The following is a 23,448-nucleotide window of genomic DNA, read 5'->3' on the forward strand; positions in this document are numbered from 1 at the left end:
GTATGGTTAGTTGCATTATTTAGGCACTAAGTTAGCAAATAAATCACAGATAGAATATTCCGCAGGAATGTTCGTAAGTAAACTTAAAACAAGCAATTAATTATACATGTTGTTGTGTGCAGTTTTTTTATTTAAATTACTTATTGTAAGGTGCAATAGCTGTAATCCAACCATTAATTTCTATTTTAATATCAGATAAGTGTTCTCCTGTATTCATATCGAATCTTCTAAAATGATTATTACTCACAACTACAAAATTATCATCTCTAATAGATAAAGTATAAAGATTTGGAATATCAGTTTCAAGAATAATTTCATCCTGTCCTGATGCTTCGTTTACTTTTATAATTGGATCTATTGAACCATTGTAAACATAATATTTAATCGAGTTGCATATGGCAATATCGTTAATAGTAATGTTTTCAACAGATGTCGAACTAACAAAAGTTCCTGTTTTTGTAATTTCTATAATTTGTCCATAAGTTGAATAGTAAATATGATTATTAGAAACAGAAATTCCTTCGGTTCTTATATTGTCTATTGTTGATATTACTTCTCCATTATCTGGATTCAGTTCGTAAATTGGGTTGTGAGTTAAGATTCCGTTTGTTGTATTGATTGAGCTTGCACCTCCTAACCATAATGAGTTTCCATCAAAATCTAAAGCATGAGGTGAACCATTTGAATCAGGTAATGGTAAAATGTTTTCGATAGTAGAATTGGTTTCATTGTATAGATAAATTCCCGGATTTCCATATGATGGATGCACAAGTATCCACCATTTTATATCGTTATTTTCAGAAGCAGAATTGTCCTCTAACGTAAAATCCACAGGTTCATCATTACAAGAAAAAAATGTGACTAAAAAAAATGTCAGAAATAGAATAGATTTAGATGTTTTCATGAATTGGTTTTAGTATTTCAATCAACAATTATACCAATAGGCACAGAAATTGGTCAAATTGCATACAACAAACATATAAACTCCCAAATAATATCAGAAGCCAATTAATTAATAGTTAAGCAAAAAAATCTTTTAAGCCACTCAGTATACTTTGAACTGCATATGAGGCTAATATTAATCCCATAATTTTACTTATTACGGTAATACCATACTCGCCAACCTTTTCTTGCACAACATTTGCTGCTAAAAGTAATAACGATGTAATTGCAACAACAACTAAAACTAATAAAATAGTTATGGTTTGCTGCTCTATTGTATAAACATGATTATCGGTCATTAAAACCACAGCCATTATGGCTCCTGGAGAGGCTATGGATGGTATAGCTACAGGAAAAATAGTGACGTGTTTATAATCTTTAATTAAATGTTTTTCGGTTTCTGGTTTACCATCTCCAAAAATCATTGTTAATGCAAACAAAAATAAGATCACACCTCCAGAAATCTGAAACGCATCTAAAGTTACTTGCATACCTTCTAAAATAAATTGACCAATAACCATAAAAAACAGAAGTACAAAAAACGCAACAATACTAGCTCTGATGGCCACACGTTTTTTATATTTTTTATCAAAATTTTTGGTAGCTTCTAAATAAACAGGTACTGATCCTAATGGATCAATTACAGCAATTAAAAATAATATAGTTGTTAAAATGTCTTTCATATTTTTTACTCGATTTCAACGCCTTTAGTTGTAAAAGACAAACCTTGTTGTCCTGAGGTAGAGATCATCACTGCTTCAAAATATGGCGGTTTTGCATCTTTAGACGCTAACCAATCAAAAACAAAATTAGCACCTGTACCACCTTCTACATCTCTTTCATTAATAACAATTTCAATAGTTTGCATTGGATTTACATAAATCGTTTCGGTAAAATACACTTTAACTAAATCCCCTTTTGTATTGTAAAAATCTGCTTCTTTTATAAAAATAGTATCCTTTTTATTAATATTTCTAATACTAACAGTTGCAGTCAAATCATGGCGTTTATGCTCTGTAACACTATATATTTGCGAGTACACAGATAAATATGTTGACCCAGAAACTAACGAGTCACTAAGTGGTTTATTCCATTGCATCGCTTTCCAATTATTAGAAGCTACATAGACGTCTTCCTGTTCAGTTTCGCAACTAAAAGTGACTAATACGATAATAAAAAGCAATACATATCTCATAATTTTAAATAAATTTAGTTAAATCAATCTCATTTATTGCACCATGACTAGCATGTGCCACCACTACTCCGTTTTTTATCACTAATAATTGTGGACTTTGGTGCATTACCTGAAACTTATAACCGGTCTCATTAGAGACTTCTCTGTAGCTTAATAAGTCTAGATAATATAAATCTAAATTAGCATCCACATCAAAAGCAGCAACAAACTGGTTCATAACCATACTACTTATTCCACAACGTGTAGAATGCTTAAATATAACCTGTGTTTTACCAAGTGATAAACGCTCTATCTCTGATAACTGAGACACTTCGGTTAAATTTTTCCATGGTAATACTTTCTCTTCTTTTGGCGCTTTTGATCCTCCAAATAATTTTCCAAACATAATAATTTCTTTTTAGCAAATTAACGCTATAAGTTAAACAAAAATATCATTTTTATGATACATATCATAGATTATGTCGAAAGGTTTTGATTAACTTACATAGAAATAAAACGAAACCACTAACTGACTAAAAGTCGGCTAAAAATCACATCAAAGCGACATTTTGTCTTGCAATTACAATTGGTAAGGTAATTGAAATATAGCACTCGTAAACAATAATAAACTTATGGTTTTCGCTTACGCGGAAATTAAAAAATACATACTATATATGAACCCAGATAATTATACAATCAAATCGCAAGAAGCCATACAACGCGCTCAGCAGATTGCGCAAAGTTATGGCCATCAACAAATAGAAAATGAACACTTTTTTAAAGCCATTTTTGAGGTTGATGAAAACGTACTACCATTCATCTTAAAAAAACTGAATGTCAATCTTAATGTATTAGAATTAGCATTAGATAAGCAACTAGAAAGTTTTCCTAAAGTTACAGGAGCAGATTTAATGCTCTCTCGTGAAGCCAGTAAAACATTAAACGAAGCGTCTATTATTGCAAAAGCAATGAATGACGATTACGTATCAATAGAGCACTTTATTTTAGCAGTCTTTAAATCAAAGAGCAAAATAGCACAAATGCTAAAAGACCAAGGCGTAACAGAAAAAGGTTTAAAAGCAGCAATAGACGAATTAAGAAAAGGAGATCGCGTAACCTCACAAAGCCAAGAGGAGACCTACAACTCCCTTAATAAATACGCTAAAAATTTAAACAAATTAGCCAGAGACGGAAAACTAGATCCTGTTATTGGTCGTGATGAAGAAATTAGAAGAATCCTTCAAATTTTATCACGTCGTACTAAAAACAACCCAATCTTAGTTGGAGAACCTGGAACTGGTAAAACAGCTATTGCGGAAGGTTTAGCGCACAGAATTGTAGATGGTGACGTCCCAGAAAACTTAGTCGACAAGCAAATTTTTGCGTTAGACATGGGCGCCCTAATTGCAGGTGCTAAATTTAAAGGAGAATTTGAAGAGCGTCTAAAAGCGGTTATCAAAGAAGTAACAGATAGCGAAGGAGATATTGTACTATTTATTGACGAAATACACACCTTAGTTGGTGCAGGTGGCGGACAAGGTGCAATGGATGCTGCAAACATTTTAAAACCTGCTTTGGCTCGTGGAGAATTGCGTGCTATTGGAGCAACAACTTTAGACGAGTACCAAAAGTATTTTGAAAAAGACAAAGCTTTAGAGCGTCGTTTCCAAAAAGTAATGGTTAATGAGCCTGATACAGAAAGTGCGATTTCAATATTAAGAGGAATTAAAGAAAAGTACGAAACACACCATAAAGTACGCATAAAAGATGATGCTATTATTGGTGCTGTAGAGTTATCTCAACGCTACATAACTAACAGATTTTTGCCAGATAAAGCAATTGATTTAATGGATGAAGCTGCTGCTAAAATGCGTATGGAAATCAACTCAAAACCAGAAGAACTTGATGTTTTAGACAGAAAAGTGATGCAGTTAGAGATTGAAATAGAAGCTATTAAGCGTGAAAAAGACGAAAGTAAATTAAAAATATTACAATCTGATTTAGCTAACTTAAAAGAAGAACGCAACGAAATGAATGCTAAATGGATTAGCGAAAAAGAAGTTGTAGACAACATACAAAACAGAAAGCAAGACATCGAAAACTTTAAGCTTGAAGCTGAAAAAGCAGAACGCGATGGAGATTACGGTAAGGTTGCAGAGTTACGTTATGGTAAGATTAAAGAAGCTCAAGAAGCATTAGAAAAATTACAGAAAGACTTAGCAGATAACCAATCTGAAAATTCTTTAATCAAAGAAGAAGTTACTTATGAGGATATTGCAGAGGTTGTTGCAAAATGGACAGGTATTCCTGTTACCAAAATGCTACAAGGTGATCGCGAAAAACTATTAAATCTTGAAAAGGAATTACATAAACGTGTGGTTGGTCAAGAAGAAGCTATTGTTGCGGTTAGTGATGCTGTAAGACGTAGTCGTGCAGGATTACAAAACCCAGAAAAACCAATTGGAACCTTCCTGTTTTTAGGAACAACTGGTGTTGGTAAAACGGAATTAGCCAAAGCTTTAGCAGAATATCTGTTTGATGATGAAAGCGCGATGACCAGAATAGATATGAGTGAGTACCAAGAGCGTCATGCGGTAAGCAGATTAGTTGGTGCACCTCCAGGATATGTTGGTTACGATGAAGGTGGACAATTAACCGAAGCTGTTAGACGTAAACCTTATTCTGTAGTACTTTTAGACGAAATTGAAAAAGCACATCCAGACACGTTTAATATCTTATTACAAGTGTTAGACGAAGGGCATCTAACAGATAACAAAGGGCGTATTGCAGATTTTAAAAACACCATCATCATCATGACATCCAATATGGGAAGTCAAATAATACAAGAGCGTTTTGATGCTGTAAAAGATGTAGAAACAGCTATTGAAGGTGCAAAAGTGGATGTTTTAGCCTTATTAAAACAAACGGTAAGACCTGAGTTTATAAATAGGATTGATGACATTATTATGTTTACACCTTTAACGCAAGATAATATTACAGAAATTGTAGGATTACAGCTAAAAGGTATTTCTAAAATGATTGCAAAACAAGGGATTACTTTTGATGCTACACCAGAAGCTATTACCTACTTAGCAGACAAAGGTTATAATCCAGAATATGGTGCAAGACCAGTAAAACGTGTCATTCAGAAAGACGTACTTAACCAATTAAGTAAAGAAATCTTATCTGGAAAAGTAACAACAGATAGTATTATTTTACTAGATGCTTTTGATGGCGAATTAGTCTTTAGAAATCAAGGCGATTTAGTAACAGAAGCACTGTAATCACAAAGTTCTGTTAACGTAAAATAAAGCGTAAAAGAGCACGTTTTAATTATGGTTGGTTAGTTGAAAAGCAACACAATACTTTACAAAAGTGGCGTGTTGCTTTTTTTTGTTCTATATTGTATTACTCTAATAAAAAACCACTTAGCTTGATCACATCCCAACTAAAAAATCATCTCGTCGTTCTTTTTATATTAACCTCAACATTTGTTTTATCTCAGACTAAGTTTAAACGTGTATTAACTTCGGAAACCGATTTTAATGCCTTAAAAACATCACCAAACACTAATAAATATGGGAATATTGATGCTTTAAAAGTCGTTTTTGATATTAAAGAACAACAACTCTATTTTATCAACAGTAAAAACTACAAATACCACTACCATTTTTGTAAAGGGTATTTAGAAATCCCAGAAACTTTAAGAGAATTTAATAATTCTAACTACAAAGCGCAGCATAAAAACAAACGCTTTTTATTAGGAAACATAAATCATTACTTAGCTAACAACACCTACAACCTAGAGCTTTCTCCTATTGATGATATGCAAATTGCAGATATTAAAACATTTTACGAAGCCATCAAAAAAGCAACGTATTTTAAAAGCTTTAATTTCTTTTTAAATACGGCACGTTTAGAACAATTAGATGCTGTTTTAGACATTCCTACAATATCTGCTTCAGATTTATATGGCGACCAAACGTATCAAGCGGTAAGTACTCAAAAAAGTTATGGATGCTTAAAATTTGTTGCTGTTGATTCGTTAAAACAAAACAATATTTCTAAACATGATATAATTGTTATTAATCAACCTATCCTAGAATTACCTATTACAGCTGGCGTTATAACCACTATTTTACAAACGCCATTAAGTCACATTTCGGTATTAGGAAAAAACAGACAAATTCCAATTGCAGCTTATACTAAAGCCATGCAATCTGATATTTTAAAAAGCTTCAACAATCAATATGTTTCTTTTGAAGTGGCTTTAGATACCTTTTATATCAAACCAATCTCTAAAGAATTGTTTGAAAGAAAAACTAAAAAACAGAAAAAAGCGACGTTGTTTCTAGAAAAAAACACAGCGATAAAAACCTTAATTAATGCAGACAACTTAAGTCAAAACTCAATAAACACCGTTGGGGGAAAAGCTGCTAACTTTGGTGTGTTATATGATTTAGCTAAAAAAGAAGCCTTTAAAATTCCGGAATCGGCATTTGCCATTCCGTTTTACTATTATGAAGCACATCTAAAAACGTCTGGAGCAGACAGCTTAGTCAAGCAAATGATTTATGATTACAAAATCAATCAAGATGCTTATAAACTAACAGAGCAACTAAAAACAATTCAGAAACTAATAAAAAAGACACCTTTAGATCCTGAATTAATATCTAATGTCGAAGCCAAAATTAAAAGTTTAGGAGACGAGACACGCTTACGATTTAGAAGCTCGACAAATGCAGAAGATATTGTTGGGTTTTCGGGAGCAGGATTATACGACTCTAAAACAGGTATTGTTGGTAGCAAGAAAAAATCTATTGAAAAAGCAATCAAAAAAGTATGGTCAAGCCTATGGTATGAGCGTGCCTTTTTAGAACGAGACTACTTCAATATTGACCAAAATAGCATTGCAATGGGTATTTTAGTGCATCGCTCCTTCCCTAACGAGAAAGCCAATGGTGTTGCTATTACCAAAAATTTGTATCGAAAAAACTACCTAGGAACCGTTATTAATGTCCAAGTTGGAGAAGCTAGTGTTGTACAACCTGAAGATGGTGTGACCTGCGACCAGATTATTTGCTATTCTGGATCGTCTTCTAAATTATATAACGAAAAACGTATTGTCGAAATCATATCACACTCTAACCTTAACAATGGTAAATTAGTAATGACTGAAGCCGAAATAATTACACTCTCCGAACAATTAGAAAAAATCAAAAAACACTATTACTATAACGTGTATAAATCCAAACAGAAGTACTTAGAGTTTGGTTTGGATATAGAATTTAAACTAGATGGAGCGGATAGAGAATTATATATAAAGCAGGTAAGATATTTTAACGATTAAGTAACAAATTATGGTAATGCCAAGTTATAACGACTACTTCCCTAACTCTAATGGCTAACAACTCTAATGGCTAACAACTAGACTTTTAAGCTATATTAAGTCTATGCATTGCCTTTTTAGGAGTAAAACAGGTATTTATAAAGACTATTAAAAATCATTAAAACTAAAGCTTACTATAGCTAATTGCATATCAAATAGCTACGCTAAATTTAAACAAATAAAGCCCTTTACTAATTCCAAAATTTAATTTTAAATTTTAAAAGTCCCTTTTTTATTACTACCTTGAAAACATTGAACTATCAACCAAAACCATAAAACAACATGGGAATATTCCATTATTACGATATAGGTAATGCCGAAATTTATGTTTTTGATGACTTTCTAATTAAACAGGTCAAAGAAGGTGCTTTTATCAGTGATGATGAAACAGAATTATTTGTTGAAATAATAGAAAAACATTTCAAGAATAAAAATTTTGCTTTTATTTCCAACCGTGTCGCCTCTTATACTGTTAATCCTTTAGTTTATAGTGCAGCAAAAGAAATTCCAAATTTAGTTGCTTTTGCGGTTATTAGTACTGACGAAAAAATGCGTGAAACTTCCAGGTTTGAAAACAAATTTCACAACAAACCGTTTGAGCTTTTCGAAAATTTGAGCGATACCATACTTTGGACGTCTAAAATTATAAAACAAGAAGACGAGAAAAAATCTGAAATTTTATAATTTCGATTTATTAAAAGCTATAATCTCTATTTTTACTTACAATTTTAAAGCTACTGCACTCTTTTTTAATTGTGCTTTAAACAAGTCTTCTGTAACCTCAGTATTGTAAAAAGGAATCATTTTATCCATTACCGTCTTACCTTCTTCAGAGTTTAATAGTTCTGGAAATGCTTTTTCTAAGACCTTTAACATTACTGACGTTGCTGTAGATGCTCCTGGAGAAGCACCAAGTAAGCAAGTAATACTTCCATCTGTACTACTTACCACTTCTGTCCCAAATTGTAAAACACCACCTTCAAATTCATCCTTTTTAATAATCTGAACACGTTGTCCAGCTACTAAGATTTCCCAGTCATCACTATTAGCATCTTTAACAAATTTGCGTAACTCCTTCATACGGTCTTCATGAGAGGAAGTTACCTGTTCTATCAAATATTTAGTTAGAGGTAAATTATGCCAAAAAGCACCTAATAATGGTGAGATATTGTCAAATTTAACCGATTTAAACAAATCAAAATTAGAACCTTCTTTTAAAAACTTAGGACTAAAACCTGCAAATGGACCAAAAAGCAATTCGCGTTTTCCGTTTATATATCTAGTATCTAAATGCGGTGTAGACATTGGTGGATCGCCAAGTCCTGCCTTACTATATACCTTAGCATTATGTTGCTTTATAATGGCTTCGTTTTTACAAACCAACCATTCCCCACTTATTGGAAAACCACCATAACCTTCTTTTTCATCAATTTCTACTTTTTGCAATAACAATAAGCTACCACCTCCTGCTCCAATAAAAACATGTTTAGATTCTAGATTATGTTTTTGGTTAGTTTCAAGATTTTCTATTTCTACAGTCCAATCAATATCTGGACTTGGATCAATATCTTTAACTTCCATATTACAATATACAGGTGTATCAAATTTGGTTTCTAAAATATTGAATAATGTTTTTGTTAATGTACCATAATTAACCTCTGTACCTCTATCAATTCTAGAAGCAGCCATTACCTCATCCTCGTCTCTGTTATTCATAATTAACGGAAACCATTCTTTCATTTTACTCTTATCCTTTGTAAATTGGATAGTATCAAACATAAAATGATGTTTCATGGTATTAAAACGATGCTCTAAATAATCTGCATTTTCTTTACCTAAAACCCAACTATGGTGTGGCACTGAAGCAATAAAACCATCAGGATCTTCAATTAAGCCAAGCGTCGCTAAATAGCTCCAAAACTGTTTAGACTCTTCAAACTGTTGACAAATCTTAATGGCTTTATCAATGACTACTTTACCGTCTTCTTCAGGGCAATAATTAAGTTCGCAAAGCGCAGAATGTCCCGTACCTGCATTATTCCAAGCAGCAGAACTTTCTTGAGCCACCTCACCAAGACGCTCCACAATTAACACCTTTAAATCTGGCTTTAGCAGTTTAGAAATCAGTGCCAATGTTGCACTCATAATTCCACCTCCAACACAAATTAAATCGTATTCTTGTTTACTATCTAGTTTAGCTTTGCTCATTCCAAATTATATTTTTTTAAATATAAATAAGTCAAACGAGAAAATAAGTTTGAAACAAAAAAAAGACTACAAATTGTAGTCTTTTTTATATAGTGTATTCTTAAATTAAAGCTTTACACCAATCCCTAGACCAATAATTAAAGGGTTAATATCCACCTCTACAGGTATTTCAGCTTCACCTGCATTTACCATCACATCTGTACTAAGTAATAATTGTTTAACGTCTAAATTTAAAAACCATTTATCGTTTAAATTATAATCAATTCCTGCTTGAAATGAAAAGCCTACCGAGTTTTCATAATCCATACCCACAACATCTCCAGCATCTTCTCCATAAAAAATAGTATAGTTTACACCTGCTCCAACGTAAGGTTTAAAATCTCCTGAATAAAAATGATATTGCACATTTAAAGTTGGAGGTAATAACCAAACATGACCTAAATCCAAACCTTCAACCTCAACCTCATGTTTAGTGGTTGCCAAAATAAGCTCTGCAGCCCAATGCTTGGTAAAAAAATAAGTAAAGTCAACCTCTGGAATTACAGTTGTAGAAATATCAACATCTGCGCCTTCAAGATTATCTCCTGGAGAAGGGATTACAGTTGCTACTCTAAAACGAGCTTGCCAAGTATTAAAATCAGAATCTTTAGAAGGTGCATCTTGCGCTTTTACACTAAAAGATAATAGTAATAATAACACAAAGGGTATAATTATTTTTTTCATAATAAATTAAATTAGTTGTTTTTGTATACTGCAAATTTAAGTGAGACTTAAAACAGAAAAGCTGACTTATGTCATTGTTTAAGTAAGTTTATTTATCGTTTTTGCAGCATGTAGTTTGATAAAATTCTTTAACTTTTTTAATCAAAAAACAACTAACTTTATATCTTAATATTTTTAGATGAAACCATTAAGTAAATACATAGATCACACCATTTTAAAAGCAACTGCAACTAAAGCAGATATTATACAATTGTGTCAAGAAGCAATACAACACCAATTTTTCTCTGTTTGTGTCAATAGCTGTTATGTTAGTTTGGCTAAAGCCGAATTAAAAGATAGCGACGTTAAAGTATGTAGTGTTATTGGTTTTCCTTTGGGAGCTATGAGTACCATTGCTAAAGTTGAAGAAACCAAACAAGCTTTAAAAGATGGTGCAGATGAGATTGATATGGTTTTAAATATTGGTTTACTTAAAAGTGAAGCTTTTGAGACTGTATTTGAAGATATTGAAGCTGTAAAAAAAGTGATGCCAAACAATACATTAAAAGTAATTTTAGAAACTTGTTATCTTGATAACCAAGAAATAAGTGAAGCTAGTAAATTAGCCATTAAGGCTAAAGCCGAATTTATAAAAACCTCAACAGGATTTGGTACTTCTGGTGCTACTATTGAAGCAATAACTATAATGAAGGAAGCCATTAATAATGGTAATACAAAAATAAAAGCATCTGGAGGAATTAGAAACACAGACACTGCGTTACAATACATAAATCTAGGTGTTGACCGTATTGGAACGTCCAACGGAATTGCAATTGTGACAGGCAATGCATCAAGAGATAAAAGTTATTAAACACTAGGCTATTCATTTCAACTAAATAAAAAAAACATGAGTATACATATTGGAGCCCAAAAAGGCGATGTTGCAGAAACTATTTTATTACCAGGAGACCCTTTACGTGCTAAATGGATTGCCACAACATTTTTTGAAAACCCTGTTTGCTTTAACGAAGTTAGAGGTATGCTAGGTTACACTGGTACGTATCAAGGTAAACGTGTCTCTGTAATGGGAACAGGAATGGGTGTACCAAGTATATCTATTTATGCTCATGAGTTGATTACACAATTTGGCGTAAAAAACCTGATTCGTGTTGGTAGTGCTGGATCATACCAAAAACACATTAAAATTAGAGATGTCGTTTTGGCTATGGCTGCCTCATCCAACTCTGGTGTAAACGAGCTTAGATTTGGAGGAGCAGATTATGCACCTACAGCTAGTTTTGAATTGTTTCAAAAAGCTGTTGAAGCTGCTAAAAATAAAAATATTACTATTAAAGCTGGTAATGTTTTTACTTCAGACGAGTTTTATGCAGACGATTTTGAGTCCTATAAAAAATGGAGTAAATTTGGTGTGCTTTGCGTAGAGATGGAAACTGCTGGTTTATATACCGTAGCTGCCAAACACAATGTTAATGCTTTAACTATTTGTACCATTTCAGACTCATTAGTCACTGGAGAAAAAACAACTAGTAAAGAACGCGAAACTACTTTTAAAGACATGATAGATATTGCTTTAGAGTTAGCTTAAAACTAATCGTTTGAAATTAAATTTAAAACCCATTACACTAGCCAACCACGAGGTGTTATTGCAGTTAATGCTACGTATTTATCCTCCTGCTTACAAACACTTATGGGTAAACAATGATTGTAATTGGTACATAAACTCGCAATATGATTTAAAGCAACTAACCAAAGAGTTACAAGATCTAAATGCCAATTATTTTTTTATTAAATACAATACTAAAACCATTGGCATTTTAAGATTAGTGCATCAAAAAGCTAAGTCAACCACCAAATTACACCGTTTATATTTAGATCAAGATTATCAAGGGTTAGGTTTGGGACAACAAGTAATGCAATTAAGCTATGACATAGCAACAGATAATCTATCCAAATCCATTTGGTTAGAAGCTATGGACACACAATTACAGGCGTTAAACTTTTATAAAAAATGTGGTTTTAAAATCGTGGACTCTTATGCATTAGATTTTGATTTAATTTTAGATCAATTTAGAGGCATGCATAAAATGACTAAACAATTATAATTACTTTAACTTCTATTTTATTAGCTTTGCACTAATGCAAAAAAAGATAAACATACTTAATAAAAAGGCTAAATTTCAATATGAAATTTTAGATAAATACACTGCTGGAATTGTTTTATCCGGAACAGAGATTAAATCCATTAGAAACAGTCAAGCGTCTATTGCCGAATCTTTTTGCGAGTTTAATGAACAAGGCGAATTGTTTGTTATTAACATGAATATCCAGGAATATGCATTTGGTAACTATTATAACCACAGACCAAAAGCAGAACGTAAATTGTTACTTAACAAACGGGAACTTAAAAAATTATTAAAAGAGGTAAACACCTCTGGTTTAACCATTATTCCGTTACGTCTATTTTTAAACGAAAAAGGGTTAGCCAAATTAGACATTGCTTTAGCTAAAGGAAAAAAACTTTACGATAAACGCGAAACGCTTAAGGATAGAGATAATAAACGTGATTTAGATCGTATTAAAAAATCTTTCAACTAAACATTAGTCTTACTTATGCTGCTTCCGTTTTATGCTTTAGTTTCGACTAAAACAAAAATAGCAGATCTTTCTTTTTTTATTTTTCTTCAAGAAAAACTTTATAATTTTTATAACAATATTCAATTTCAATAAGTTATATGTTTGAGGCTAGGCAACCATTTTATAAAAATGTGCGTCTATACTATTAAACAACCAACTTATCATGAAATACTCTTTACTTACGCTATTTACCCTATTTAGCAGCTTTGCCTTTTCTCAAATTACAGGAACCGTTACATCAAACCAAAACGAACCTCTTCCTGTAGTCAATATTTTTATTGAAAATACGTACACTGGTACCACAACCAATAATGATGGTAATTACATATTGGACATCAATAAAACAGGTGATTACACCATTACGTTTCAATACTTAGGTTATAAAACTATAAAAAAGAAGGTCGTTATAACAAAGCTTCCGTTTGTACTAGATGTTGTTTTAATTGAAGAAGATATCAATTTAGACGAGATTGTTATTAATTCGGATGAAAATCCAGCAAATGCAATTATCAGGCAAACCATTGCTAAACGTAAAGAGAATTTAAATAAACTTAAATCGTTTAAAGCCGAGTTTTACTCCAGAGGGTTACTAAAAATGGTCAATGTCCCAGAAAAAATTATGGGTCAAGAGGTTGGCGATTTAGATGGTGCATTAGACTCGACTAGAACAGGTATTGTCTATTTATCAGAGACAATATCCAAACTAGAAAATCAATCTCCTAAACCTATTAAAGAAACCATTGTCGCTTCTAAAATTAGTGGAGACAGTAATGGTTTTAGTTTTAATAATGCGACTGACGTCGAATTTAATTTTTATCAAAACACCTTTGAGTTAGGTAGCGAAATTGTATCTCCTATTGCTGACTTTGCCTTTAACTATTACAAATACAAACTAGTCGGTACGTTTTATGACGACTTGGGCAACCTTATTAATAAAATTGAATTACTTCCTAAACGTAAAAATGATAAAGCATTTGGAGGATTTATTTATATTGTTGAAGACCAATGGAGTTTATTTGGAACAGACGTCACTTTAACTGGACAACAAGCACAAATACCTGCTGTGGATCTATTTAAAATTAAACAAACGTTTACCTATTACGACCAAGAAAAACAATGGGTTAAAACCACACAACTATTTGATTTTGAGTTTGGAATATTTGGATTTAATGGTGATGGTCGTTTTACAGCAGCTTACAGTGATTATGACTTTAACCCAAATATTGATAAAAAGAATTTTACCAGAGAAGTCCTATCTTTTCAAGATAATGCAAATAAAAAGGACTCGCTATATTGGGATGCCAAAAGACCAGTTCCATTAACCACTGTAGAGGCTAATGATTATGTTAGAAGAGATAGTATACAATTAATCAGAGAATCCAAAACCTATTTAGACTCTGTAGACCAAGTAGATAACAAGTTTAAAATTGGTGATATTTTAGGTGGTTACAGTTATCGTGACTCGTATAATAAAACGTATTTTAATATCTCCTCTCCTATTCGCAAACTAGGATTTAACACTGTTCAAGGTTGGAATGGATCATTAACTGCAAGTTTTACTAAGCGATTTGAGGACGATAGTCCAGAGTATTTTAATATGTCATCTACAATTAACTATGGCGAGTCAGAGGATAGATTAAGAGCTACAGGAATTATAAATTACAGATTTGATAATAAAAACAGAGCTTTTGTGTCCTTATCAGGAGGTAGTAAAGTGGAACAATTTAATCCTAACTTAACTAGTTTAGATGTATTAAACACCTCCTATTCTCTGTGGGCAGAAAAAAATTATCTAAAAATTTACGACCGTAATTTTGCTCAATTAAATTATAGTCATGAAGTACTAAACGGTTTACATGTATACTCAGACCTAAGTTATAACGACCGTAAACCATTATTTAACACTACAGATCAAACCTGGCAACCTCAAGATGACAGAGACTACACTAGCAACAATCCACTAGATCCAACTGCAAATGGTGTAGCCTCTTTTGATGCGCACAATATCATGAAGTTTAATCTTAATACACGTATTAACTTTGGACAAAATTACATGAGTTACCCATTTGGAAAATACAACCTTCCTAATAGTAAAATCCCGACCTTATATCTAGGTTACGAAAAAGGTTTTGGAAGTAGTAACGCTAACTATAATTTTGATCAATTTAAAGCTCAAATTTACCAAAGCTTAAACCTAGGTAACAAAGGTGATTTAACATACTTAGCAAAAGGAGGAATATTTAATAATGCAGACGATATTGCTTTTGTAGACTACCACCATTTTAATGGTAATCAAACCAATACGGTTATAGACGGTAATTACATAAATGCCTTTAAAATACTACCATATTACGCTTTAAGTACTAATAAGGCTTACGCCGAATTTCATGCAGAACACAACTTTAAGGGTTACATCTTAAACAAAATTCCGCTATTAAATAAGCTTAATTTTAATTTGGTTGCTGGATTTAATGCAGCAGCAACTAAAGAAAACAAACCATACACCGAATACTCGCTTGGATTAAGCAATTTAGGTTGGGGTAAAATGCGCTTTTTACGTGTGGATTATGTGCGTGCTTACCAAGGAAGCGGTTTGGTCAACGATACGTTTATGTTTGGGTTTAGTTTTTAATATAGGCCTACTACCTATACTACTTACTAAACAAATAGATCACGTTACCAATACCAACAACACCAGTTAAACAACCTAAGATAAAATCCATTTTAGAAGCAATGTAAGTTAGTTTATGTTCAATATTTTTAGCAACAATCGCATAAATCGTATACAAAGTAAAAGAACCAATGGTAGAACCGATTGAAAAATAAAAAGCATTAAACACATTGTATTCAAAGTATTTAAAACCAATTAATAACGAAATAAATGTAAAGTAAAACGGAATAGCCATCATATTTAATGAGGACATTAAAATACCGTAAAAATAGGATTTAGATTTAGGAATTTCTTTCTCACTAACTTCCTTTTTAGGAGAAAAATAAAGTCTAAAAAAATTAATGGATAACAAAAAGAGAATACCTGTTCCTATTTTTTGTATTAAGGTGATGTATTCAGAATTTTTCATTAAAATATTAGCCAAATAAGCGCCTAAATTTGCTTGAAAAAACAAAACTGTTGCATAACCAACTATTAAATAAAATGTAGATTTTTTACCGTTTTTTAAGCTATACTTTACAACTGTTAAATTTAAAAAACTAGGTGTAATACTTCCTAAAGCAGCAATACAAAAACCTAATAGTAAGCAGATAAAAAATGTCATAATTTATTAATGTTTATAAGCAAACAAAGAAACAACATGTCTGGCTTATTATTAGTAGCTATTAACATTTTTTAAGACTTAACTTAAATTTCAAAAAATAAAAAGCTTTTGTATTTTACAGTATTCACTTTAATCAAGTACAGTTTTTCCGTAATTTTGATAATTCATTTTAACACTTTTAAATAATGAATTATTTTTTACAACGCATATCATACATTGTATTACTCTCATGTATTTTGTTAGGTTGCAATACAAAAACTAACAGTAGTTTTGAGTTAAATGAAGGGGATTTACTATTCCAAAACACAGGATCAGACGACATTGATAACGCTATAAAAGACGTTACAGCAACTGCTTCTGCCAAAAATTATTCTCATGTTGGTATGGCTATGCAAAAAGACAACAAATGGTTTGTTGTAGAAGCTATACCAAAACAAGGCGTTTGCATAACACCAATAGCTAATTTTTTAGAAAGGAATAAAAATAAATTTAATAAACCGCAAACCACAGTCGCAAGGCTAGACAACTACTACAAGCCTTATCTAAAAACAGCGATACAATATGGTATTGCCAGAGTTAACACACCTTATGATGATATTTTTTTATGGGATGACACCTCCTATTATTGCTCAGAGTTAGTTTACAAAATGTTTTCAAATCAAGACTTACCTAAAGATTCCATTCCTTTTCTTACACATCCAATGACTTTTAGCGATAGCTCTGGTAAACCTTTATCTAGTTGGGTTAAATATTACAAAGCACGTAACCAATCAATTCCAGAAGGCATTGAAGGAACAAACCCTAATTTAATGGCAAGTAGCAGTCATATTACCTTTGTTCATGATTACGAAAATGATTAGAACTTAATCTACTAATTCTTATCCTCTAAAAGCGGAACAAATCTAAACTCGCCAAACTCTGTTTTCTCAAAGTCCTTTGGACCTTTTCTAACAAAAAGCGTCATAGTTTGTACTTTATCTCCAACAGGTATTACTAAACGTCCACCAATTTCTAATTGTGCTAATAAAGGGTTTGGCACAAAAGGCGCACCTGCAGTAACAATAATACTACTAAAAGGTGCTTCGGTTTTTAAACCTTTATAACCATCTCCAAAAATCAGTTTTTTTGCTCTATATCCTAATTTAGGTAAAAAACGACTCGTAATTTTAAATAACTCTTGTTGCCTTTCAATGCTATATACTTTAGCACCAAGTTCGCAAAGCACAGCAGTCTGATAGCCACTACCTGTACCAATCTCTAACACTTTATCACCTCGTTTAACTTGCATTAATTCGGTTTGAAAAGCTACAGTATAAGGCTGAGAAATGGTTTGGTCTGCAGCGATAGGAAATGCCTTATCCTGATACGCATGATCCAAAAAACTAGAATCCATAAACAAATGTCTTGGTATTCTGCCAATTGCAGCCAAAACTGCGGTATTAGTAATTCCTTTGTCCTTCAAAACAGCTACTAGTTGCTGTCGTAAGCCTTGATGTTTAAAAGTGTCTTTCAATGGTAGTGGATAGTTTAGAGCATAAAATTACTTCAAAAATTTAAAGCTGAAAAGGTTTTTCATTCAATTTATAATTTTGTCTTAAATCGATTATATAATTATCAAATTCATATTAAATACTGTGTAAAAAAACTTATTTTTGTTGAAAACAGAACAAACTATGCTAAAAGCTGGTGTATTAGGTGCTGGTCACCTTGGAAAAATTCATCTTAGATTATTAAATCAATCAGACAAATTTCAATTAGTAGGATTTTATGATGCTGATGAGGACAACGCTAAAAAAGTAGAAGCCGAATTTGGTTACAAATATTTTAATACCATTGAGGGTTTAATAGATGCTGTAGATGTTGTAGACATTGTCACACCTACCCTTTCTCATTACGATTGTGCTAAACAAGCCATATCTAAAGGTAAACATATATTTATTGAAAAACCAATAACCAATACTGTGCATGAAGCCGAAAGTATTAGAGCTTTAGTTGCAGAAAATGGTGTAAAAGGTCAAGTAGGTCATGTCGAGCGTTTTAATCCTGCATTTATCGCAGTTAAAGATCAATTAGATAGTCCTATGTTTATTGAAGCGCATCGTTTAGCCGAGTTTAACCCTCGTGGGACTGATGTACCTGTGGTTTTAGATTTAATGATTCATGACATTGATGTTATTTTAAGTGTAGTTAAATCTAAAGTTAAAAATGTATCTGCAAGCGGAGTTTCAGTGATAAGTGATACACCTGATATTGCTAATGCACGTATCGAGTTTGTTAATGGTTGTGTTGCTAATTTAACTGCTAGTAGAATCTCACTTAAAAATATGCGCAAAACACGTTTTTTTCAACGTGATGCTTATATCTCTGTTGACTTTTTAGAGAAAAAATGTGAAGTTGTAAAAATGAAAGATGCACCAGAAACACCTGGAGATTTTGATATGGTTTTACAAAATGCAGAAGGTGTTAAAAAGCAAATTTATTTTGACAATCCTGAAATTGCTGCCAATAATGCCATTTTAGATGAGTTAGAATCTTTTGCTGATGCTATAAACAACAATACAACACCAATAGTAACATTGCATGATGGTACGGAAGCTTTAAGAGTGGCAACCATGATTATAGATCAGTTTTAAAACCTTTTAAGTTATGACCAATCAAAAAAATAAAAACAAGAAAACACTATGGAATTACATTGTAGATTTTTTTGTCAATGTATTATTTGGTGGTAAGAAAAAACAGTAAAAAAAATAATAAAAGCCCAGAATAAAGGGATTAAAAAATAATATATTTTAAATGAAAAACATAGCAGTTATAGGTGCAGGAACAATGGGTAATGGTATTGCACATACGTTTGCACAATCTGGATTTAAAGTACAATTAATAGATATTAGCGAAGCGTCATTAAAACGCGGAATGGATACCATCTCTAAAAACTTAGATCGTATGGTAGCTAAAGAAAAAATATCTGAAGCTGACAAATCTGAAACTTTAAGTAATATTAGCACTTTTACTAGTATTGAAGAAGGTGTTGAGTATGCAAGCCTAGTTGTAGAAGCTGCAACAGAAAACTTAGATTTAAAACTAAAAATATTTAAGCAATTAGACCAAGCTTGTGGTGATGACACGATTTTAGCGACTAACACTTCTTCTATCTCTATCACACAAATTGGAGCTGTAACCTCTAGACCTGATATGGTTATTGGAATGCATTTTATGAATCCTGTACCAATCATGAAATTAGTCGAAATTATTCGTGGCTATAATACAAGCGATGAAGTGACTAATACTATCATGGAATTATCTAAGCAATTAGGTAAAATACCCACAGAGGTTAATGATTATCCTGGTTTTGTTGCTAACCGTATTTTAATGCCAATGATTAACGAGTCTATTGAGACGCTATACAATGGTGTTGCTGGTGTTCAAGAAATTGACACAGTAATGAAGTTAGGTATGGCACATCCAATGGGTCCTTTGCAACTAGCAGATTTTATTGGATTAGATGTATGTCTTTCTATTTTAAATGTCATGTACGATGGATTTAAAAACCCTAAATACGCACCATGTCCTTTATTAGTAAATATGGTTAACGCAGGAAAATTAGGTGTTAAATCTGGTGAAGGTTTTTATGATTATTCTGAAAGCAGAAAGGCAGAAAAAGTATCTCAGCAATTTATATAATTAACAATAAAAGGCATATTTAGATTAACAGTTTTAACTTGCAATCTTATGCCTTTTATTTTTTTTAAAGTTTACCAACTGTCTAATCTTTCTTGATTTATTTGCAATAACAATGACTAAAATACTACCATTTAAAGCGGTTAGACCTACTAGAGATAAGGTTAGTTTAGTAGCCTCACGCTCCTATCAAAGTTATACGCAACCCGAAAGAGAAGCACGTTTAGACCATAATCCATTTTCATTTTTACACATTGTAAATCCTGGATACAAATACGATAAAGAAATCTCTGGAGAAGCACGTTATAAATTAGTTAGAAACAGATATTCTGAATTTAAAGAAGATGGTGTATTTAAACAAGACCAAAAACCATGCTTTTACATTTACAAAATAGTAGATCGTGATTCTCAAGTATTTAATGGTATTGTTGCAGCTGCTAGCGTAGACGATTATAACAATAATATTATTAAAAAACATGAGGATACTATCGCTTCTCGCGAAACCGTTTTTAAAGACTATTTAAAAACCGTTGGTTTTAATGCAGAACCTGTACTATTAACCTATCCTGATAATGATACGATCTCTAAAATTATAACCGAAAAACAAAAAGAGCGTGCCGAGTTTGAGTTTACAACAACATACAGAGACACGCACTATTTATGGTTAATTGAAGACGACACAGACATCCAAGCTATTACTACTAATTTTGGCAAAATGCCAACGTTGTACATTGCAGATGGACATCATAGGTCAGCATCCTCACAATTACTTTGTGAGGATTTAAAAAATGAAAATAAAAATCATTCTGGTAAAGAAAGCTATAACTTTTTTATGAGTTATTTAATTTCAGAATCCGAATTACGTATACACGAGTTTAACCGTTTAGTAAAAGATTTAAATGGCTTAACTAAAGAAGAATTTTTAATTCAACTAGATACCGTTTATCGAATTGAAAACAGAGGATTAACACCTTACCAACCCTCAAAATCACATCACTTTAGTATGTATTTAGATGGCGAATTTTACTCGTTATACTTAAGAAAAACAGAATATACATTTGATACGTCTTTGGACGAATTAGATGCACAAGTACTTTTTAAAACCATTTTACAACCTATTTTAGGAATCACAGATTTACGTAACGATAATCGCATACATTACCTTAGTGGTAAAAAAGATATTGTAAATTTAAAAAGTAAGGTGGATAGTAAAGAATTTACTGTTGGTTTTGGTATGATTCCTGCAACAATTTCTCAGATGAAGCAAATTGCAGACGACGGATTAACAATGCCTCCAAAAAGTACTTATATCGAGCCTAAAATTAGAAGTGGTGTTACTATTTACGAGTTTTAAGTAAAAAAATAAAGCAAATGTCAATTAAACAAAACCTAAATCAAATACAAGCTACACTTCCTAAACATGTAACTTTAGTTGCTGTTTCTAAAACAAAACCTGTTAATGATTTAATGGAAGCCTACAATGCTGGTCAACGCATATTTGGAGAAAACAAAATCCAAGAAATGGCAGACAAACATCAAGAAATGCCAAAAGATATTAAATGGCATATGATTGGTCACGTACAGACCAATAAAGTAAAGTATATGGCTGATTTTGTAGACTTAATACATGGTGTGGAGAGCTTTAAATTACTTAAAGAAATTAATAAACAAGCCAAAAAGCACGATAGAAGCATCGATTGTTTACTTCAAATTAAAATAGCATCGGAAGATTCTAAATTTGGAATGTCCATACCAGACGCAACTAATTTACTTCAATCTGAAGAATTTTCAGCTTTAACTAATATTAATGTTATTGGCGTGATGGGAATGGCTACTTTTACTGAAGACCAAAATCAGATTAAACAAGAATTTGATTTACTTAAAACTACCTTTGATTCGCTTCAAACAATACATCCTAGTTTAAAGACAATTAGTATGGGAATGAGTGGTGATTATCAATTAGCTATAGATTGTGGTAGCACCATGGTTAGAGTGGGAAGTAGTATATTTGGTGCTAGAAATTATAATTAAAAAACAAACTTTATTTACACAATAGTCGACATAGAAACCACTGGTGGTAAGTTTAATGAAGAAGGAATAACCGAAATTGCTATCTACAAATTTGATGGACACGAGGTTGTAGACCAGTTTATAAGTTTAGTAAATCCAGAACGAGAGATTCAACCCTTTGTGGTTAATCTTACAGGTATAAATAGCAAAATGCTAAAAAATGCGCCTAAATTTTACGAGATAGCTAAGCGAATCGTTGAAATTACAGAAGACACTATTTTAGTGGCTCACAATGCGCAATTTGATTATCGTATCTTAAAAACCGAGTTTAAACGTCTTGGATTTCCTTTTAAAAGACAAACCCTTTGTACGGTTGAGTTGTCTAAAGATTTAATTCCTGATCAAAAATCTTACAGTTTAGGTAAACTAGTTAGATCATTGGGCATACCTGTAACAGATAGGCATCGTGCATCTGGAGATGCTTTAGCAACCGTTAAACTTTTTAAGCTATTACTTACTAAGGATACTAATAAAACAATTATTAAGGAATCTATTAAAAAAGAACCAAAATTCCAGATGGAGCCTAGGTTAATAGATATAATTGATAATTTAACCTCTGTTACTGGAGTTTACTACATGTATAAAGCAGATGGTGAGTTAATCTATATTGGAAAAAGTAAGAACATAAAAAATCGCGTTAATCAACATTTTACTGGTACTACACCAAAGTCCAAGAAAATGCAAACACAAGTAGCAGCTGTAAAATATGAAGCTACAGGAAGTGAATTAGTGGCGCTTTTAAAAGAAAGCGAAGAGATTAAGCGTAATAAACCTATATTAAATAGAGCTTTACGCAGAAGTATTTTTACACATGCACTATACAGTTTTATAGACGAAAACGGTTATATTAATCTTACTATTGATAAAGCTGATGGCAGAAAACCTTGTATAACAACCTTTAGCACTAGACAAAGTGGACGTCATTTTTTAGAAAAAATGGTCGAACAATTTAATTTGTGTCAAAAACTTTCAGGAATATATAAAACCAAAACAAGTTGTTTCCATTACGAAGTAAAAACATGTGCAGGTGCATGCGTACAACAGGAATCTCCAGAAGATTATAATAAACGCGTACAAGAATTATTAGATAAATACAGCTACAAAAACAAAAACATGGTTATTATTGATCGTGGTCGAGAGGTGGATGAGCGTAGTGCCATTTTAATCCAGAATGGAATATTTAAAGGTTTTGGCTTTTATAATTTAAATTACCAAATTAATAATTTGGACATTCTAGAGTCTATTATTACTCCAATGGAGAATAATAGAGATCAACAACACATTATACAAAGTTACCTAAGAAAAAATAAACGCATAAAAATTATAGAATTAGACGCTAAGTAATTAATTCTCTT

Annotated in this window: 22 protein-coding genes; 14 read left to right on the top strand and 8 right to left on the bottom strand. The window is 32.0% G+C overall.

Going from position 1 to position 23,448, the window contains the following annotated elements:
- Positions 1 to 136 precede the first annotated feature (136 nt).
- From V6251_RS02375 to ytxJ, 4 genes are all read right to left on the bottom strand, one after another.
- Positions 137 to 904: a hypothetical protein gene (locus V6251_RS02375; RefSeq protein ID WP_341586890.1), complete on the bottom strand. Its 768-nt coding sequence runs from the start codon at positions 902 to 904 to the stop codon at positions 137 to 139.
- Positions 905 to 1,019: 115 nt separating this feature from the next.
- Entirely contained in the window at positions 1,020 to 1,625 is a 606-nt protein-coding gene (locus V6251_RS02380) for a MarC family protein (RefSeq protein WP_145001963.1), read from the bottom strand.
- A 5-nt stretch (positions 1,626 to 1,630) separates the two neighbouring features.
- Positions 1,631 to 2,137 (bottom strand): DUF3124 domain-containing protein, encoded by a 507-nt coding sequence (locus V6251_RS02385; RefSeq protein ID WP_341586891.1) that lies wholly within the window; start codon positions 2,135 to 2,137, stop codon positions 1,631 to 1,633.
- Between the two features lie 4 nt (positions 2,138 to 2,141).
- Complete coding sequence (ytxJ, locus tag V6251_RS02390; RefSeq protein ID WP_409994622.1) at positions 2,142 to 2,522, bottom strand: bacillithiol system redox-active protein YtxJ; 381 nt, start codon at positions 2,520 to 2,522, stop codon at positions 2,142 to 2,144.
- Positions 2,523 to 2,790: 268 nt separating this feature from the next.
- On the opposite strand from ytxJ, the gene clpB reads away from it, so the two are divergent.
- The 3 genes from clpB to V6251_RS02405 all read left to right on the top strand — a co-directional run bounded on the left by clpB (position 2,791) and on the right by V6251_RS02405 (position 8,189).
- Positions 2,791 to 5,400 carry an ATP-dependent chaperone ClpB gene (gene clpB / locus V6251_RS02395; RefSeq protein WP_341586892.1) on the top strand — a complete coding sequence of 870 codons (2,610 nt, stop codon included), beginning with the start codon at positions 2,791 to 2,793 and terminating at the stop codon, positions 5,398 to 5,400.
- A gap of 149 nt (positions 5,401 to 5,549) precedes the next feature.
- Positions 5,550 to 7,466 carry a PEP/pyruvate-binding domain-containing protein gene (locus V6251_RS02400; RefSeq protein WP_341586893.1) on the top strand — a complete coding sequence of 639 codons (1,917 nt, stop codon included), beginning with the start codon at positions 5,550 to 5,552 and terminating at the stop codon, positions 7,464 to 7,466.
- Between the two features lie 321 nt (positions 7,467 to 7,787).
- Entirely contained in the window at positions 7,788 to 8,189 is a 402-nt protein-coding gene (locus V6251_RS02405; RefSeq protein ID WP_341586894.1) for a hypothetical protein, read from the top strand.
- A gap of 36 nt (positions 8,190 to 8,225) precedes the next feature.
- On the opposite strand, the gene mqo is transcribed toward V6251_RS02405, so the two are convergent.
- A complete protein-coding gene (gene mqo / locus V6251_RS02410; RefSeq protein ID WP_341586895.1) occupies positions 8,226 to 9,713 on the bottom strand; it encodes a malate dehydrogenase (quinone) in 1,488 nt (495 codons plus the stop codon).
- A gap of 105 nt (positions 9,714 to 9,818) precedes the next feature.
- Positions 9,819 to 10,436, bottom strand: a complete 618-nt coding sequence (locus tag V6251_RS02415; protein WP_341586896.1) for an OmpW/AlkL family protein — start codon at positions 10,434 to 10,436, stop codon at positions 9,819 to 9,821.
- A 178-nt stretch (positions 10,437 to 10,614) separates the two neighbouring features.
- Between V6251_RS02415 and deoC the strand changes: the two genes are divergently transcribed.
- From deoC to V6251_RS02440, 5 genes are all read left to right on the top strand, one after another.
- Positions 10,615 to 11,286 carry a deoxyribose-phosphate aldolase gene (gene deoC, locus V6251_RS02420; protein ID WP_341586897.1) on the top strand — a complete coding sequence of 224 codons (672 nt, stop codon included), beginning with the start codon at positions 10,615 to 10,617 and terminating at the stop codon, positions 11,284 to 11,286.
- A 36-nt stretch (positions 11,287 to 11,322) separates the two neighbouring features.
- The gene (gene deoD / locus V6251_RS02425; RefSeq protein WP_145001973.1) at positions 11,323 to 12,021 is read left to right on the top strand and encodes a purine-nucleoside phosphorylase; all 699 of its coding nucleotides are present in this window, start codon (positions 11,323 to 11,325) and stop codon (positions 12,019 to 12,021) included.
- A 10-nt stretch (positions 12,022 to 12,031) separates the two neighbouring features.
- The gene (locus V6251_RS02430; RefSeq protein WP_341586898.1) at positions 12,032 to 12,538 is read left to right on the top strand and encodes a GNAT family N-acetyltransferase; all 507 of its coding nucleotides are present in this window, start codon (positions 12,032 to 12,034) and stop codon (positions 12,536 to 12,538) included.
- A gap of 34 nt (positions 12,539 to 12,572) precedes the next feature.
- Positions 12,573 to 13,031, top strand: coding sequence for an SsrA-binding protein SmpB (smpB, locus tag V6251_RS02435; RefSeq protein ID WP_145001975.1), 459 nt, complete (start codon positions 12,573 to 12,575; stop codon positions 13,029 to 13,031).
- A gap of 202 nt (positions 13,032 to 13,233) precedes the next feature.
- Positions 13,234 to 15,702: a DUF5686 and carboxypeptidase regulatory-like domain-containing protein gene (locus V6251_RS02440; RefSeq protein WP_341586899.1), complete on the top strand. Its 2,469-nt coding sequence runs from the start codon at positions 13,234 to 13,236 to the stop codon at positions 15,700 to 15,702.
- A gap of 19 nt (positions 15,703 to 15,721) precedes the next feature.
- Here the strand turns inward: V6251_RS02440 and V6251_RS02445 are convergent, their stop codons facing one another.
- Entirely contained in the window at positions 15,722 to 16,345 is a 624-nt protein-coding gene (locus tag V6251_RS02445) for a LysE family translocator (protein ID WP_341586900.1), read from the bottom strand.
- Positions 16,346 to 16,530: 185 nt separating this feature from the next.
- On the opposite strand from V6251_RS02445, the gene V6251_RS02450 reads away from it, so the two are divergent.
- On the top strand, positions 16,531 to 17,205 hold the full coding sequence (locus V6251_RS02450) for a YiiX/YebB-like N1pC/P60 family cysteine hydrolase (protein ID WP_341586901.1): 675 nt from the start codon (positions 16,531 to 16,533) through the stop codon (positions 17,203 to 17,205).
- An 11-nt stretch (positions 17,206 to 17,216) separates the two neighbouring features.
- On the opposite strand, the gene V6251_RS02455 is transcribed toward V6251_RS02450, so the two are convergent.
- Complete coding sequence (locus V6251_RS02455; protein ID WP_145001983.1) at positions 17,217 to 17,858, bottom strand: protein-L-isoaspartate(D-aspartate) O-methyltransferase; 642 nt, start codon at positions 17,856 to 17,858, stop codon at positions 17,217 to 17,219.
- 160 nt (positions 17,859 to 18,018) lie between these two features.
- Here V6251_RS02455 and V6251_RS02460 point away from each other — a divergent pair, with 160 nt between their 5' ends.
- The 5 genes from V6251_RS02460 to V6251_RS02480 all read left to right on the top strand — a co-directional run bounded on the left by V6251_RS02460 (position 18,019) and on the right by V6251_RS02480 (position 23,437).
- On the top strand, positions 18,019 to 18,978 hold the full coding sequence (locus V6251_RS02460; RefSeq protein ID WP_028281886.1) for a Gfo/Idh/MocA family protein: 960 nt from the start codon (positions 18,019 to 18,021) through the stop codon (positions 18,976 to 18,978).
- A 160-nt stretch (positions 18,979 to 19,138) separates the two neighbouring features.
- Positions 19,139 to 20,026: a 3-hydroxybutyryl-CoA dehydrogenase gene (locus tag V6251_RS02465; protein ID WP_341586902.1), complete on the top strand. Its 888-nt coding sequence runs from the start codon at positions 19,139 to 19,141 to the stop codon at positions 20,024 to 20,026.
- 112 nt (positions 20,027 to 20,138) lie between these two features.
- A complete protein-coding gene (locus tag V6251_RS02470) occupies positions 20,139 to 21,377 on the top strand; it encodes a DUF1015 domain-containing protein (RefSeq protein ID WP_341586903.1) in 1,239 nt (412 codons plus the stop codon).
- A 17-nt stretch (positions 21,378 to 21,394) separates the two neighbouring features.
- Positions 21,395 to 22,054 (top strand): YggS family pyridoxal phosphate-dependent enzyme, encoded by a 660-nt coding sequence (locus tag V6251_RS02475; protein ID WP_341586904.1) that lies wholly within the window; start codon positions 21,395 to 21,397, stop codon positions 22,052 to 22,054.
- A 12-nt stretch (positions 22,055 to 22,066) separates the two neighbouring features.
- Positions 22,067 to 23,437, top strand: a complete 1,371-nt coding sequence (locus tag V6251_RS02480; protein ID WP_341587164.1) for an exonuclease domain-containing protein — start codon at positions 22,067 to 22,069, stop codon at positions 23,435 to 23,437.
- Positions 23,438 to 23,448 lie beyond the last annotated feature (11 nt).

Source organism: Olleya sp. Ti.3.14 (assembly GCF_038154885.1).
In the GTDB taxonomy this organism is placed as follows: domain Bacteria; phylum Bacteroidota; class Bacteroidia; order Flavobacteriales; family Flavobacteriaceae; genus Olleya.

Excerpts from the sequence above, each read along its gene's own strand:
- smpB (WP_145001975.1), top strand. The coding sequence starts at position 12,573 with ATGCAAAAAAAGATAAACATACTTAATAAAAAGGCTAAATTTCAATAT.
- ytxJ (WP_409994622.1), bottom strand. The coding sequence starts at position 2,522 with ATGTTTGGAAAATTATTTGGAGGATCAAAAGCGCCAAAAGAAGAGAAA.
- V6251_RS02405 (WP_341586894.1), top strand. The coding sequence starts at position 7,788 with ATGGGAATATTCCATTATTACGATATAGGTAATGCCGAAATTTATGTT.
- deoD (WP_145001973.1), top strand. The coding sequence starts at position 11,323 with ATGAGTATACATATTGGAGCCCAAAAAGGCGATGTTGCAGAAACTATT.
- V6251_RS02470 (WP_341586903.1), top strand. The coding sequence starts at position 20,139 with ATGACTAAAATACTACCATTTAAAGCGGTTAGACCTACTAGAGATAAG.
- V6251_RS02445 (WP_341586900.1), bottom strand. The coding sequence starts at position 16,345 with ATGACATTTTTTATCTGCTTACTATTAGGTTTTTGTATTGCTGCTTTA.
- mqo (WP_341586895.1), bottom strand. The coding sequence starts at position 9,713 with ATGAGCAAAGCTAAACTAGATAGTAAACAAGAATACGATTTAATTTGT.
- V6251_RS02415 (WP_341586896.1), bottom strand. The coding sequence starts at position 10,436 with ATGAAAAAAATAATTATACCCTTTGTGTTATTATTACTATTATCTTTT.
- V6251_RS02375 (WP_341586890.1), bottom strand. The coding sequence starts at position 904 with ATGAAAACATCTAAATCTATTCTATTTCTGACATTTTTTTTAGTCACA.
- V6251_RS02385 (WP_341586891.1), bottom strand. The coding sequence starts at position 2,137 with ATGAGATATGTATTGCTTTTTATTATCGTATTAGTCACTTTTAGTTGC.
- V6251_RS02465 (WP_341586902.1), top strand. The coding sequence starts at position 19,139 with ATGAAAAACATAGCAGTTATAGGTGCAGGAACAATGGGTAATGGTATT.
- deoC (WP_341586897.1), top strand. The coding sequence starts at position 10,615 with ATGAAACCATTAAGTAAATACATAGATCACACCATTTTAAAAGCAACT.
- V6251_RS02460 (WP_028281886.1), top strand. The coding sequence starts at position 18,019 with ATGCTAAAAGCTGGTGTATTAGGTGCTGGTCACCTTGGAAAAATTCAT.
- V6251_RS02475 (WP_341586904.1), top strand. The coding sequence starts at position 21,395 with ATGTCAATTAAACAAAACCTAAATCAAATACAAGCTACACTTCCTAAA.
- V6251_RS02380 (WP_145001963.1), bottom strand. The coding sequence starts at position 1,625 with ATGAAAGACATTTTAACAACTATATTATTTTTAATTGCTGTAATTGAT.
- V6251_RS02440 (WP_341586899.1), top strand. The coding sequence starts at position 13,234 with ATGAAATACTCTTTACTTACGCTATTTACCCTATTTAGCAGCTTTGCC.
- clpB (WP_341586892.1), top strand. The coding sequence starts at position 2,791 with ATGAACCCAGATAATTATACAATCAAATCGCAAGAAGCCATACAACGC.
- V6251_RS02450 (WP_341586901.1), top strand. The coding sequence starts at position 16,531 with ATGAATTATTTTTTACAACGCATATCATACATTGTATTACTCTCATGT.